The sequence below is a fragment of the Tsuneonella aeria genome, assembly GCF_009827495.1.
GTDB lineage: Bacteria > Pseudomonadota > Alphaproteobacteria > Sphingomonadales > Sphingomonadaceae > Tsuneonella > Tsuneonella aeria.
Window position 1 is genome coordinate 442,418 of record NZ_WTZA01000001.1, and the last position, 12,387, is coordinate 454,804.

The 12,387-nt window shown below is 64.8% G+C and carries 16 protein-coding genes and 1 pseudogene; 9 read left to right on the forward strand and 8 right to left on the reverse strand.

Annotated features, from left to right (window positions below; all coding sequences use genetic code 11):
* Positions 1-13: 13 nt before the first annotated feature.
* The 4 genes from GRI40_RS02115 to queA all read left to right on the forward strand — a co-directional run bounded on the left by GRI40_RS02115 (position 14) and on the right by queA (position 3,276).
* On the forward strand, positions 14-910 hold the full coding sequence (locus GRI40_RS02115) for a polyprenyl synthetase family protein (protein ID WP_160609810.1): 897 nt from the start codon (positions 14-16) through the stop codon (positions 908-910).
* Entirely contained in the window at positions 911-1,438 is a 528-nt protein-coding gene (coaD, locus tag GRI40_RS02120; protein ID WP_160609811.1) for a pantetheine-phosphate adenylyltransferase, read from the forward strand.
* 77 nt (positions 1,439-1,515) lie between these two features.
* Complete coding sequence (locus GRI40_RS02125; protein WP_160609812.1) at positions 1,516-2,235, forward strand: peptidylprolyl isomerase; 720 nt, start codon at positions 1,516-1,518, stop codon at positions 2,233-2,235.
* A 15-nt stretch (positions 2,236-2,250) separates the two neighbouring features.
* Positions 2,251-3,276 carry a tRNA preQ1(34) S-adenosylmethionine ribosyltransferase-isomerase QueA gene (gene queA, locus GRI40_RS02130; RefSeq protein ID WP_160609813.1) on the forward strand — a complete coding sequence of 342 codons (1,026 nt, stop codon included), beginning with the start codon at positions 2,251-2,253 and terminating at the stop codon, positions 3,274-3,276.
* Positions 3,277-3,282: 6 nt separating this feature from the next.
* Here queA and GRI40_RS02135 read toward each other — a convergent pair whose 3' ends face one another.
* Positions 3,283-3,678 carry a cupin domain-containing protein gene (locus GRI40_RS02135; RefSeq protein WP_160609814.1) on the reverse strand — a complete coding sequence of 132 codons (396 nt, stop codon included), beginning with the start codon at positions 3,676-3,678 and terminating at the stop codon, positions 3,283-3,285.
* A gap of 148 nt (positions 3,679-3,826) precedes the next feature.
* On the opposite strand from GRI40_RS02135, the gene GRI40_RS02140 reads away from it, so the two are divergent.
* From GRI40_RS02140 to tgt, 4 genes are read left to right on the forward strand one after another with little or no spacing between them, the layout of a single operon-like run.
* Positions 3,827-4,762, forward strand: coding sequence for an ABC transporter ATP-binding protein (locus tag GRI40_RS02140; protein WP_160609815.1), 936 nt, complete (start codon positions 3,827-3,829; stop codon positions 4,760-4,762).
* Positions 4,759-5,523: an ABC transporter permease gene (locus tag GRI40_RS02145; protein ID WP_160609816.1), complete on the forward strand. Its 765-nt coding sequence runs from the start codon at positions 4,759-4,761 to the stop codon at positions 5,521-5,523. The genes GRI40_RS02140 and GRI40_RS02145 overlap by 4 nt, the downstream gene beginning before the upstream one ends.
* An 18-nt stretch (positions 5,524-5,541) precedes the next feature.
* On the forward strand, positions 5,542-6,489 hold the full coding sequence (locus GRI40_RS02150; protein ID WP_160609817.1) for a DUF481 domain-containing protein: 948 nt from the start codon (positions 5,542-5,544) through the stop codon (positions 6,487-6,489).
* 10 nt (positions 6,490-6,499) lie between these two features.
* Positions 6,500-7,627: a tRNA guanosine(34) transglycosylase Tgt gene (gene tgt / locus GRI40_RS02155; RefSeq protein ID WP_160609818.1), complete on the forward strand. Its 1,128-nt coding sequence runs from the start codon at positions 6,500-6,502 to the stop codon at positions 7,625-7,627.
* Between the two features lie 14 nt (positions 7,628-7,641).
* Here tgt and GRI40_RS13625 read toward each other — a convergent pair whose 3' ends face one another.
* Both GRI40_RS13625 and rpsD read right to left on the reverse strand, forming a co-directional pair.
* Positions 7,642-7,812 (reverse strand): hypothetical protein, encoded by a 171-nt coding sequence (locus tag GRI40_RS13625; RefSeq protein ID WP_202390117.1) that lies wholly within the window; start codon positions 7,810-7,812, stop codon positions 7,642-7,644.
* Between the two features lie 139 nt (positions 7,813-7,951).
* A complete protein-coding gene (gene rpsD / locus GRI40_RS02160; RefSeq protein WP_160609819.1) occupies positions 7,952-8,566 on the reverse strand; it encodes a 30S ribosomal protein S4 in 615 nt (204 codons plus the stop codon).
* A gap of 200 nt (positions 8,567-8,766) precedes the next feature.
* Between rpsD and GRI40_RS02165 the strand changes: the two genes are divergently transcribed.
* The gene (locus GRI40_RS02165) at positions 8,767-9,078 is read left to right on the forward strand and encodes a chorismate mutase (RefSeq protein ID WP_160609820.1); all 312 of its coding nucleotides are present in this window, start codon (positions 8,767-8,769) and stop codon (positions 9,076-9,078) included.
* A gap of 55 nt (positions 9,079-9,133) precedes the next feature.
* On the opposite strand, the pseudogene GRI40_RS02170 reads toward GRI40_RS02165, so the two are convergent.
* The 5 genes and pseudogenes from GRI40_RS02170 to rpiB form a co-directional block, all read right to left on the reverse strand.
* Positions 9,134-9,838: pseudogene (locus GRI40_RS02170) on the reverse strand (RNA methyltransferase); the annotation flags it as partial.
* A gap of 4 nt (positions 9,839-9,842) precedes the next feature.
* Entirely contained in the window at positions 9,843-10,334 is a 492-nt protein-coding gene (gene nrdR / locus GRI40_RS02175; RefSeq protein WP_160609821.1) for a transcriptional regulator NrdR, read from the reverse strand.
* A 12-nt stretch (positions 10,335-10,346) separates the two neighbouring features.
* Entirely contained in the window at positions 10,347-10,586 is a 240-nt protein-coding gene (locus tag GRI40_RS02180; protein WP_160609822.1) for a hypothetical protein, read from the reverse strand.
* Between the two features lie 2 nt (positions 10,587-10,588).
* Positions 10,589-11,914 (reverse strand): serine hydroxymethyltransferase, encoded by a 1,326-nt coding sequence (glyA, locus tag GRI40_RS02185; protein ID WP_160609823.1) that lies wholly within the window; start codon positions 11,912-11,914, stop codon positions 10,589-10,591.
* Positions 11,911-12,360, reverse strand: a complete 450-nt coding sequence (rpiB, locus tag GRI40_RS02190; protein ID WP_160609824.1) for a ribose 5-phosphate isomerase B — start codon at positions 12,358-12,360, stop codon at positions 11,911-11,913. The genes glyA and rpiB overlap by 4 nt, the downstream gene beginning before the upstream one ends.
* Between the last annotated feature and the right edge of the window lie 27 nt (positions 12,361-12,387).

Below are 12,387 nucleotides of genomic sequence, written 5' to 3' on the forward strand. Positions count from 1 at the left end.
GGCGCAACCCGGCATGCTTGGGAATGGCCCTCTGGAGGCGGCGCTCGCGCGGATCCAGCGCGAGGTCGACGCCGCATTCGAAAGCATCCTGCCCGTCCCCGACGATACGCGCGCGCAGCTGGTCGAGGCGATGCGCTATGCCGCGATTGGCGGGGGCAAGCGTGTGCGCCCCCTTCTGACCGTGTCGGTGGCGACGCTGCATGGGGCGGATCGCAGTGCCGCCGTTCGGGTCGGATGCGCGGTGGAGGCGATCCATGCCTATTCCCTGGTCCATGATGACCTGCCGTGCATGGACGATGACGATCTGCGCCACGGCAAGCCCACGGTGCACAAGGCGTTCGATGAAGCGACCGCAGTTCTTGCAGGCGATTCGCTCCACGCACTGGCGTTCGAGATTCTCTCGGCGCCTGAAACGAGCGGCGATCCGTTCGTGAGGGCCGAGCTTGTCGCGACGCTGGCCGTCGCTAGCGGATGGGGCGGCATGGCGGGCGGGCAGATGATGGACATGGCCGCCGGCAGCCAACGTTACGACCTCCACACGATCACGCGCCTGCAGCAGCTCAAGACCGGGGCGCTGCTGAGCGCGGCAGTGGAAATGGGCGCGGTCCTCGCCCGCGTGCCGGAGGAGGGGCGGGGGCACCTTCGCGCCTATGCCCGTGACATCGGGCTGGCGTTCCAGATTGCGGACGACCTCCTCGACGTGGAGGGTGACGAGGCATTGGCAGGCAAGGCCCTGCGCAAGGACGATGCCGCCGGCAAGGCGACTTTCGTCAGCCTGATGGGCCGGAATGATGCCCGCCGACAGGCTCGCGCCCTTGTCGAGCAAGCGATTGGGCATCTCGGTAGTTATGGAACTGAGGCAGACCTGTTGCGGGCGCTTGCACGCTACGTTGTCGAAAGGAACACTTGAGTGAACCGTGCAGCCCCGGCCGAACGGATCGGCATCTACCCGGGTACGTTCGATCCCATTACGCTGGGCCATGCCGACATCATCCGGCGCGGGAGCAAGCTCGTCGACCGCCTGATCATCGGCGTGACGACCAATCCCAGCAAGGACCCGATGTTCACGCCCGACGAGCGCATGGCGATGGTGAAGCGCGAAGTCGCCTCGCTTGGCCTCGAAAACGTCGAAGTCGTCGGCTTCAACGCACTGCTCATGCACTGGGCGGAAAAGATGGGCGCCAGCGTGATTGTTCGCGGCCTTCGCGCGGTGGCGGACTTCGAATACGAATACCAGATGGCCGGGATGAACCAGCAGTTGAGCCAGGATATCGAAACGGTGTTCTTGATGGCCGACGTCTCGCTGCAACCCATTGCCAGCAAGCTGGTAAAGGAAATCGCCCTGTTCGGCGGCGAGATCGCGCCCTTCGTCAGCGGACCGGTGCGCGCGGACGTGATCGCCCGCGTGGACCGGATCGGCCGGCGCGGCGACCTCTGATCATTCATTGAACCGACAGTCCACCGCAGCTAGAGGCGGGCGCCAGGATTGTCATGATTTCGGACGGAACTTCAAAGATGCATCTTCGCCTGTTCGCTTCGGCGGCGTTCGCCGCGCTGGCGATTGTCACTGTTCCCGCCGCCGCGCAGGATGATGCAGCGGCCCCTGCTGCCGAGGCACCCGTCGCTGCGGCCGAAGTCGCGCCGGCCGGTCCGCGTGTCTATGCGCCGATCGATTATTCCATCGCGAACGATCCGGAAAACGTGCTTCTGCTGGACCTTTCCAACGGCAAGCGCGTCGCCATCCGCCTGATGCCCGATTGGGCGCCCGCGCACGTCGACCGGATCAAGACGCTGACCCGGCAGGGCTTCTATGACGGGGTGATCTTTCACCGCGTGATCGAAGGGTTCATGGCGCAGTCCGGCGATCCGACTGGCACGGGCCGTGGTGGGTCGACGCTTCCGGACCTGAAGGCGGAGTTCAACCCGATGCCGCACCTGCGCGGGACCATTTCGATGGCGCACGCCGCAAGCGACGATTCGGCGAACAGCCAGTTTTTCATTACGTTCTACCCGCGCTTCAGCCTTGACCGGAAATACACGAACTTCGGACGGGTTATTGCCGGGATGGACGGGATCGACGCGATCCAGCGCGGCGAGCCGCCCGCGAATCCCACGGTAATCGTCCAGGCTTCCATCGCAGCGGACGGCAAGCCGCAGGCCTTTGCGCCCCCGCCTGCCGCCCCGGTCCAGGAAGAGGTGACCGCGGACATGCTGAACGCGCCGCAGACCAATTGACCTGGCCGGCACGCCATGCGTGTTGACCTGTTCGATTTCGATCTTCCGCCAGACCTGATCGCCCTTCGCCCGGCGCGGCCGCGTGATGCGGCGCGGCTGCTGGTCGCCCAAGGCGAACGGCCTTTCACCGACCGCACGGTGCGTGACCTGCCCTCGTTCCTGCGTCCCGGTGACGTTCTGGTATTCAACGATACCCGCGTCATCCCCGCGCAGTTGGAAGGGAAGCGGGGCGATGCGCGGATCGGCGCCACGCTGCACAAGCGTATCGATCTCAGGCGCTGGCAGGCGTTCATCCGCAACGCCAAACGGCTGCGGGAGGGGGATACAATCGCTTTTCCCGCCGGTGTCACAGCCAGCGCCGAAACCCGCCACGCGGATGGATCGTGGACTCTGGCCTTCGACGGCGATGACCCGGTGGAGGTCCTACTGGAGCGGGCAGGGAGCATGCCACTACCGCCATACATCGCGGGCAAGCGTCCAACCGATGACGCGGATCGCGCCGATTATCAGACCATGTTCGCGGACAAGGACGGCGCCGTTGCCGCGCCCACCGCTGCGCTCCACTTCACGCCGGAGCTGATCGCGGCGCTTGATGCAGCGGGCGTGGGTCGTGAAATGCTTACCCTGCATGTCGGGGCGGGCACATTCCTGCCGGTGAAGGCAGAAGATACCACCGACCACGCGATGCACGCCGAATGGGGCCGGATCGACGCCGAAACCGCCGCCCGGCTCAATGCGGCGCGCGCAGCGGGCGGACGCCTGATCGCAGTAGGGACGACGAGCCTTCGCCTTCTGGAAAGCGCAGCCAGGGCTGATGGTATCCATGCCTTTGAGGGCGACACGTCGATCTTCATCACCCCCGGCTACCGCTTTCACGCGGTGGACGGGTTGATGACCAACTTCCACCTTCCCCGATCAACACTGTTCATGCTTGTAAGCGCGCTGATGGGGCGGGAGCGGATGCAGGCCGTATACGCCCACGCCATCAGCCACGGCTATCGCTTCTACAGCTACGGCGATTCCTCGCTGTTGCTCCCCTGAGTTCTCCTATTCGGTCGTTTTCCCGTCAAAGTGCTCGTGCGCCGCGTTCGCCTCTTCAGCGGTGCGGTGAACGGTTCCGTCGATATGTTCGGGCGGGCTGTAGATCGTGTACATCTTCAGCGGCTCGTCGCCGGTGCAGCGCACGTTGTGCCGCGCACCCTGGGGCACGATGATCGCGTCGTCAGCCTTCACCGCATAACGATTGTCATCGACGGTGACTTCGCCTTCACCCGCTTCGAAGCGGAAGAACTGGTCGCGATCGTCGTGCACCTCGGCGCCGATTTCCTCGCCCGGCTTCAGGGTCATCACGACAAGCTGAAGGTTGTGGCCGGTGTAGAGCACGCGTCGGAAATCAGCGTTGTCTTCGGTCACGGTCTCGATGTTGTCGTGGTAGCCCTTCATCTGTTTCCTCCGATGTTGATGGGTTTGCAGTTGTAACGCGGCGATCCACTTTTCGGTCCGGCCCGACCGACCATCTGCCGGCGCCTGCCGGAAAACCGGGTGGCCCCTGTTTGACCTGTTCCGTCTGCCGCAGCAAGGTTCGTGGCGGATGGATACGATTCTCGAAATCGAAGGGCTCACTAAGGTCTATCCCAGTGGGCTGACGGCGCTCGATGGCGTGGATCTCACGATCCGCCGTGGGGAAATCTTCGCGTTGCTGGGACCGAACGGTGCCGGGAAGACGACGTTGATCGGCGCTGTCTGCGGAATCGTGCGCGCGACCGGCGGCAATATTCGCGCATTCGGGCATGACCTGCGAACGGATTGGCGCAGCGCGCGGCGCCGGATCGGGCTGGTGCCGCAGGAGCTTGGCTTCGACATGTTCGACACTGTCGAGCGGCAGGTCGCCTATTCGCGGGGATTGTTTGGCTGCGCGCCCAATGCTGCCAGAATCGAGGAGGTGCTGCGTTCGCTCAGCCTGTGGGACAAGCGGCGCGAACAGATCCGCGCGCTCAGCGGAGGGATGAAGCGGCGGGTGCTGATCGCAAAGGCGCTGAGCCACGATCCTGAGCTCCTCTTTCTCGACGAGCCAACCGCTGGCGTGGATGTGGAACTGCGGCGCGACATGTGGCGCCAGATTGGCGTGCTGCGTGAACAGGGCGTCACCGTGATCCTCACCACCCACTACATCGAGGAGGCGGAAGAGATGGCCGACCGGGTGGGAGTGATCGACAAGGGGCGCCTGCTGCTGGTGGACGACAAGGCCGCGATCATGGCACGGCTCGGCCGAACGGAAGCGCGTTTCCGCCTGGCGCAGCCGCTCGCTGCCGTGCCGCATAGCTTGTGCGCATATTCCCTCCATTTGGAAGACGACGGCAGGACGCTGGTGTATCGCGGCGGCAACGGGGCAGGGCAGGGCAAGGCGGAGGTGGCCGCAATCGCCCAGGCGCTCTCCAGGGAAGACATACCTTTCATGGCGCTCGACCAGATAGAATCGAGCCTTGAGGATATTTTCGTCAACCTGGTGGAGGACGGCGTCGCATGATCGGCTGGCGCTCTACGTACGCGATCTACCGCAACGAACTCATGCGCTTCATGCGCACGGTTTTTGGCTCGCTGGTGTCGCCGGTGCTGACCACCAGCCTCTATTTCATCGTGTTCGGCGCCGCGATAGGCGGCCAGATGCGCGCGGTGGGCGGGGTCGACTACGGGGCGTTCATCGTGCCCGGCCTGCTGATGCTCACTCTGCTCAGCGAAAGCACCAGCAACGCCAGCTTCGGCATTTACATGCCGCGCTTCACGGGCGCCATCTATGAACTTCTTTCGGCACCAGTGGGGGTCGCGGAAACGCTGATCGGCTTCGTGGGCGCCGCGGCAACCAAGAGCCTGATCCTTGCGGCGGTGATACTGCTGACTGCGAACCTGTTCGTCGACTATACAGTTGCACACCCGGTATTGGCGGTTCTTTATATCGTTCTCGTCAGCGCAAGTTTCTCGCTGCTCGGCTTCATCCTCGGCGTCTGGGCCGAAGGGTTCGAGAAGCTGCAAATGGTTCCGATGCTGATCCTCACTCCACTGACGTTCCTTGGCGGTACCTTCTATTCGATCGACATGCTCGCCGAACCGTGGCGCACGGTCGCGCTGTTCAATCCAATCGTATATCTGGTGAACGGCCTGCGCTGGACTTTCTATGGAGAGGCGGATGTGAGCATCGGCGTCTCGCTGGGTCTGACACTCGTGTTCCTGGCACTGTGCATCGCAGTCATCGCTTGGATCTTTCGCTCGGGGTGGCGACTGCGGAGCTGACGCGCTAACGCCGCGGCGATGCTGAAAACAACCATCTTTCTGGCATTTTCGGGCCTGGCATGGACGATGTCCGCGAATGCGGCGCTTCCCGCGCCTGTGCGTGACATGATCCGTGCCGCCATCGCCACGGGGGACGCCGCCAAGGTCGCCACGGTCGCCGAAATCGCCCGCGCTGCCTATCCTGGCGATGTCGCGGAGGTCGACGCTTTGGAGCGCGACTTCCATGCGCAGCATGCCGCGGCGGCCGCCGCCGAGGATGCGGCGCTGGCAGAGGCGCGGCGCAATGCGGGCGTGTTCGACCTGTGGAAAGGGCGCGGCGAACTCAGCGGCTTCCGCTCCACCGGCAATTCCGACAATGCCGGCATCGGCGGCTCGGTAACCCTCACGCGCACTGGCCCCGCCTGGAGCCACAAGCTCACCGGGCGAGCCGATGTCCAGCGTTCTCGCGGCCAGACAACGCGCGACCAGCTCACCGCCTTGTACGAACCGCGAATCGAGATCCGGGAAGGTCTGTTCGCCTATGGCCTGGCGCAATACGAACGTGACCGTTTCCAGGGCTTCGCCGGCCGCTATGCCGTTTCCGGCGGCGTCGGATATCGCCTGGTCCACGGGCCGAAGATGGACCTTTCGATCAAGACGGGTCCGGCGTACCGCGTCACGCATTTCGTGGACGGGGGACGGGACAGCCGACTGGCCGGCCTGTTCGGCCTCGATTTCGACTGGCGGATCGCAGAAGGGCTGATCTTTACCCAGGATGCCAACGCGGTGGCCGCGGCCGGCGGGGCAGCTGTAGCACTGGTTGATTCCCGCAGCACGACCGTGAACCTCGTGTCCGGGCTGGAGGCCAAGGTCACGCGGCGACTCAGCACCCGCGTCTCCTATTCGGTCGATTACGACAGCGAGCCGGCGATCGGCCGCGCCACCACCGACACGATGACGCGCTTCGGCTTTGTTTACGGTTTCTGATCGGCACCCCATGGCCCGCTTCGCATTTTCGATCTCCGCCACGGACGGCAAGGCGCGCACCGGGACGATTGCAATGGAGCGCGGAGAGATCCGCACACCTGCCTTCATGCCCGTGGGCACCGCCGCGACGGTAAAGGCGATGAAGCCGGAGACCGTCCGCGAGACCGGCGCGGACATAATACTGGGAAATACGTACCACCTGATGCTCCGCCCGGGTGCGGAGCGGGTCGCACGCCTGGGCGGGTTGCACCGCTTCATGAACTGGGACCGGCCGATCCTGACCGACAGCGGTGGATACCAGGTGATGAGCCTGGCCGACCTGCGAAAGTTGACGGAGGAGGGCGTGTCCTTCCGCAGCCATATCGACGGCTCGCGCCATATGCTGACACCCGAACGATCGATGGAAATCCAGCGATTGCTGGGCAGCGATATCGTCATGGCATTCGACGAATGCCCGCGTGCGGACCGTCCGCTTGGTGAGATCGAGGTGAGCATGGAGCGCTCGATGCGCTGGGCTCGCCGGAGCCGCGATGCATTCGACGAGGGCGGGGAGCATGCCGCGCGGTCGGCCCTATTCGGCATTCAGCAGGGCGCGCTTGACGAGCGGCTGCGCGCACGGTCGGCAGGTGCACTGCAGGAGATTGGTTTCGACGGCTACGCCATCGGTGGTCTCGCCGTGGGGGAGGGGCAGGAGGCCATGTTTGCGACGCTCGACTTCGCGCCGGGTCAGCTCCCGGCAGACCGTCCGCGCTACCTTATGGGGGTGGGGAAGCCCGACGACCTCGTGGGCGCGGTCCTGCGCGGCGTGGACATGTTCGATTGCGTGCTGCCCACGCGCTCCGGACGCAACGGCCAGGCGTTCACGTGGAGCGGGCCGCTCAATCTACGGAACGCTCGCCATGCGGAGGACACTGGGCCGCTCGATGCGGAGTGTTCTTGCAGCGTGTGCGGCACGTACGGCCGCGCTTACCTGCATCATCTGACGAAGGCGGGTGAAATGCTCGGCGCGATGCTGCTGACCGAGCACAACCTGTCGTTCTATCAGCAACTCATGTCGAGCATGCGAACGGCCATCGCCGAAGAGGCGATGACGCCATTCGCGACAGCCTTTTTCGAAAGGTATTCGGGCGGGGCGTAACGCCGCCGCCGACGTCACCGCGCAAAGTCGCGCTGTTCCATGGCAGTGCCCGGGTAGGCGACGAACCGGCCCGACAGGCGATCGAGAAAACCGGCGCCAATGCGGCTCGCGTACGCTTGGGCCTGCTGAAGATCAGCATACCATTTTCCGACACGGTTCGGGGTTACGAAACGGAACTTTGTCATTTCACCCTCCCAATGCGCGCGGGGTGGGCGAGTTCCTAGGTTGCTGAAAGTTATCGGCGAATGCCTTTGAGAGGCGGCTATACAGCAAAAAGGGCGGCCGTTCGGGCCGCCCTTTTCGTGACTTCATTCGAAAGCCGGATCAGCGTGAATAGAACTCGACAACCAGGTTCGGTTCCATCGTCACGGGGTAAGGTACCTCGTCCAGCTTGGGAACGCGCGTGAAGGTGATCTTGTCCGTACCGTCGGCGCTGACGTAATCGGGAATGTCCCGCTCCGGCAGGCTCTGCGCTTCGATGATGAGCGCCATTTCCTTCGCCTTGTCGCCCAGGCTGATCACGTCGCCCGCGGCGATACGGCGGCTGGCGATGTTGCACTTCACGCCGTTGACGCGAATGTGGCCGTGGCTGACGATCTGACGTGCCGCGAAGATCGTCGGCGCGAACTTGGCGCGATAGACGACCATGTCGAGACGGCGCTCGAGCAGTCCGATCAGGTTCTGACCGGTGTCGCCCTTCATGCGCGCAGCTTCGGCATATGTCGCCTTGAACTGCTTTTCCGTCACGTCACCATAGTAACCCTTGAGCTTCTGCTTGGCGCGCAACTGCAGGCCGAAGTCGCTCATCTTGCCCTTGCGGCGCTGGCCATGCTGACCAGGGCCGTAAGAACGGCGATTGACGGGGGACGACGGGCGACCCCAGATGTTCTCGCCCATGCGGCGGTCGAGTTTGTGCTTGGCGCTCTTGCGCTTCGACATGATGTCGGTCCTTCATTTGCTGTCACGGCCACGGCGGCCATGTTCAAAGCCCGGTACGCCCGGCAGACCGTGTCGTCCGCCGCGATCGCCGCTTCACCGGGGTGCGGGATCAAATGCGAGGCGCGCGCATAGCATGAAAGGCGCCCGGGTCAACCCGTGCGCTCTCGACAAACCGGCAGGAAGCGGCCAACCGGCGCGGCATGACCGACACCATCCTTCCGCCTGATAGTTGCACCACCATGCTCGAAGTGCGCGCGGGGGTTGATCAAACGGACCGGGAACTGATGGCCCTGCTTGATCGGCGGTTCGGCTACATGCGCGCCGCCGCGCGGATCAAGCCGGATCGCGAAACCGTGCGGGACGAAGGTCGCAAAGCGGCGGTCATTTCGGCCGCTGTCTCCGACGCCTCTGCGCGCAACCTGCCCGGCAAGGCGATTGGCGACTTGTGGGAGCGGCTCGTCGAAGCTTCCATCGCCTACGAGACCGAGGAGTGGGATCGGCTGCGCGGTTGATCCGCGACCGCTCACCGAGAGCAGTGCATCCCGCCGGAGAATGCGTTGGATGCCCCTAGTCGCGGTCGGGTTTGGCAAGATGGCTCAGCACGCCGCGCATCGTCCGGACCTCCAGGTGGTTCCAGCCCGGTTTGCTTAACAGGGTGCGCAACGTGCGGCGCGTATGCGGGCGGCGGCTTTCCGGCCGGAAAAATCCTTTTGGTTCAAGCATGGCTTCGAGCTGGGCGATCATCCCGTCGAGCTCTTCCTGCGGGGCGGGCGGCAGCAGCTCCTTGGCGGTGGGTGAGCTGAGGGCCTGGGTTTTCGACCATTCGTAGGCGGCGATAATCACCGCCTGCGCCAGGTTGAGGGAACCGAATTCCGGGTTGATCGGGACGGTCAGGATGGCCCGCGCGAGGGCGACGTCCTCGGTCTCCAGTCCCGACCGCTCGGGGCCAAACAGGATCGCGCTGCGCCCAGGGTTGCCGTGCATCTCCCGCGCGGCGTCCTCCGGCGTCAGGACCGGTTTCGAGACACCCCGTTTCCGCACCGTGGTGGCGTACACATGCGCGCAATCGGCAACCGCCTCGGCCGTCGTGGCGAACACGCGGGCCTTTTCAAGCACCACGTCGGCACCCGCCGCCGCCGGCCCTGCCGCAGGGTTGGGCCACCCGTCGCGCGGTTCGACAAGGCGCATCTCGGTCAGCCCGAAGTTCAGCATCGCCCGCGCTGCCGTCCCGATGTTCTCCCCCAACTGCGGGCGGACGAGAACGACGATCGGGTTATCAGCGGCCATTGTCATCGGCTTGCGCAACGTCTCGGACGCTGCTGGCGAATTCCTCAAAATCGCGCGCCTCGCTGAAATCGCGATAGACGCTGGCGAAACGGATATAGGCAACGCTATCGAGCTGACGGAGGCCTTCCATCACCATCTCGCCGATGCGGGACGACGGAATTTCGCTCTCCCCCGCAGTTTCGACCTGGCGCTGGATACCGCTGACGAGCTGATCGAGGCGTTCCTGCTCGAGGCCGCGCTTGCGCACTGCGAGGGCGATGGATTGTTCCAGCTTGCTGCGGTCGAATGGCTCGCGCCGACCGGTGCCGTCATCCGGCCCGTTCTTGACCACGAAGACCTCACGCAACTGGACGCGTTCGAACGTGGTGAACCGTGCCCCGCAGCTTTCGCACTGGCGGCGCCGACGGATCGAGGTGCTGTCCTCGGTCGGGCGGCTGTCCTTGACCTGCGAATCGTCGTGAGCGCAGAACGGACAGCGCATCCCGGCCTGCGCTTACTTCTTTACGCGGTTGTAGAGTGCGATACCGGCGCCCGCGGCGAGGCCCAACGGCAGCGATACGAACGGCAACAGGACCCCGGCCACCGCTCCGATCGCCGCACCGGTCAGGACAGGCTTGGTCGAAGGGTGGTGCATCCCTTCGCGGGCCATGCCGCTGACTTCGTTCTTCACGTCGGCAACCCAGTCCTGCCTGCCGCCGTTGTCATTATTGTCGAAGTTGCCGTTGTTTTCCATGTTCAGTTCCTTCCGGGATAGACGGGGAATGCATCGCACAGTTCCGCGACGCGGCGGCGAACGCTTTGTTCCGCTTGCGCATCGCCTTCCGGACCGTTGCGGGACAGTCCGTCGACCACCTCGGCGATGAGACCGCCGATCGTGCGAAATTCGTCCGGTCCGAAGCCGCGCGTGGTGCCGGCCGGCGTGCCCAGGCGGATGCCGCTGGTCACGAAGGGGCTGCGCGTGTCGTAGGGGATGCCGTTCTTGTTGCAGGTCAGGTAGGCGCGATCGAGGCCATGTTCGGCCGCCTTGCCCGTCACGTCGCGCGACGTGAGATCGACGAGCATCGAATGATTGTCCGTGCCGCCGGAGACCACGCGCAGACCTCCTGCCTCCACGCCCTGCGCCAGCGCGCGCGCATTCTCGACCACCCGGTGGGCATAGTCGCGGAAGTCGGGGCGAAGCGCCTCGCCGAAAGCGACCGCCTTCGCCGCCACGACATGCATCAGGGGCCCGCCCTGCAAGCCAGGGAAGACCGCCATGTTGAGCGGTTTCGAAAGCTCTTCATCGTTCCAGAGGATCACGCCAGAGCGCGGGCCACGCAGGCTCTTGTGGGTGGTCGTGGTGACGACGTGCGCATGCGGCATGGGTGACGGGTGCGCGCCACCTGCCACCAGACCGGCGATGTGGCTCATGTCCACCATCAGGTACGCGCCCACCTCGTCCGCGATCCGGCGGAACGCTTCCCAGTCCCAGACCCGTGAATAGGCAGTGCCGCCGGCGATGATCAGCCTGGGCTTGTGCTCGCGGGCCGTGGCGGCAACCGCGTCCATGTCGATTAGCTCGTCCTCGCGCCGCACGCCGTAGCTGACGGGCTTGAACCACTTACCGCTCATGTTGACGGGCGACCCATGTGTGAGATGCCCGCCGGAATTGAGGTCAAGCCCCATGAACGTGTCGCCCGGCTGAAGCAGCGCCAGAAAAACGGCCTGGTTCATCTGGCTGCCGCTGTTGGGCTGCACGTTGGCAAATTGGCAGCCGAACAACTGCTTCACACGATCGATCGCCAGGTTTTCCACCGCGTCGGCATATTCGCAGCCGCCGTAGTAACGCTTGCCGGGATACCCTTCTGCGTATTTGTTCGTGAAGACCGAGCCGGTCGCCTCCAGCACCGCCCGGCTGGTGATGTTCTCGCTGGCGATGAGTTCGATGCGGTTGCGCTGGCGGCCGAGTTCGTCGCGGATCGCCTGGGCGACGGCGGGATCGGCGGCGGCAAGATCGTCTCCCCAGAAGCGTTCCAGCGGGTCGGCGGCGTGAGGGTCGAGCGTGGCGGGCGCGGAGGTCATGCCGTCTCCTGGGATGGCGGGTTGGCGAGCTTGTCGACACGGCGCTGGTGGCGGCCGCCGGCAAACGGGGTGGTGACGAAGGCCTGGATGCAGGCCTTGGCCATGTCGATGCCGGTCAGGCGGGCCCCGAGTGCGATGACATTGGCATCGTTGTGTTCGCGCGCGAGCGCCGCTGAGAGCGGTTCCGATATCAGCGCGCAGCGGACGCCTGGATTGCGGTTCACCGCGATAGAAATGCCGATCCCGGACCCGCACAGCGCCACGCCGCATTCGGCGGTGCCGTCGGCCACAACCTCAGCCAGCCGGAAGCCGAAATCCGGATAATCGACGCTGTCGTGGCTGTCCGGGCCCAAGTCGGCGACTTCGTGTCCCTCGTCGATCAGCCACGCGCGCAGGGCAGCCTTCAGGTCGACGGCAGCGTGATCGGAGGCAATGGCAACCCGCATGGCGCGCGCATAGGCGAGCGTTCCGCT

Bases quoted from the DNA above. Each gene is read 5' to 3' on its own strand.
- GRI40_RS02115 (WP_160609810.1), top strand. From the start codon at position 14: ATGCTTGGGAATGGCCCTCTGGAGGCGGCGCTCGCGCGGATCCAGCGC.
- GRI40_RS02125 (WP_160609812.1), top strand. From the start codon at position 1,516: ATGCATCTTCGCCTGTTCGCTTCGGCGGCGTTCGCCGCGCTGGCGATT.
- queA (WP_160609813.1), top strand. From the start codon at position 2,251: ATGCGTGTTGACCTGTTCGATTTCGATCTTCCGCCAGACCTGATCGCC.
- GRI40_RS02135 (WP_160609814.1), bottom strand. From the start codon at position 3,678: ATGAAGGGCTACCACGACAACATCGAGACCGTGACCGAAGACAACGCT.
- GRI40_RS02140 (WP_160609815.1), top strand. From the start codon at position 3,827: ATGGATACGATTCTCGAAATCGAAGGGCTCACTAAGGTCTATCCCAGT.
- GRI40_RS02145 (WP_160609816.1), top strand. From the start codon at position 4,759: ATGATCGGCTGGCGCTCTACGTACGCGATCTACCGCAACGAACTCATG.
- GRI40_RS02150 (WP_160609817.1), top strand. From the start codon at position 5,542: ATGCTGAAAACAACCATCTTTCTGGCATTTTCGGGCCTGGCATGGACG.
- tgt (WP_160609818.1), top strand. From the start codon at position 6,500: ATGGCCCGCTTCGCATTTTCGATCTCCGCCACGGACGGCAAGGCGCGC.
- GRI40_RS13625 (WP_202390117.1), bottom strand. From the start codon at position 7,812: ATGACAAAGTTCCGTTTCGTAACCCCGAACCGTGTCGGAAAATGGTAT.
- rpsD (WP_160609819.1), bottom strand. From the start codon at position 8,566: ATGTCGAAGCGCAAGAGCGCCAAGCACAAACTCGACCGCCGCATGGGC.
- GRI40_RS02165 (WP_160609820.1), top strand. From the start codon at position 8,767: ATGACCGACACCATCCTTCCGCCTGATAGTTGCACCACCATGCTCGAA.
- nrdR (WP_160609821.1), bottom strand. From the start codon at position 10,334: ATGCGCTGTCCGTTCTGCGCTCACGACGATTCGCAGGTCAAGGACAGC.
- GRI40_RS02180 (WP_160609822.1), bottom strand. From the start codon at position 10,586: ATGGAAAACAACGGCAACTTCGACAATAATGACAACGGCGGCAGGCAG.
- glyA (WP_160609823.1), bottom strand. From the start codon at position 11,914: ATGACCTCCGCGCCCGCCACGCTCGACCCTCACGCCGCCGACCCGCTG.
- rpiB (WP_160609824.1), bottom strand. From the start codon at position 12,360: ATGCGGGTTGCCATTGCCTCCGATCACGCTGCCGTCGACCTGAAGGCT.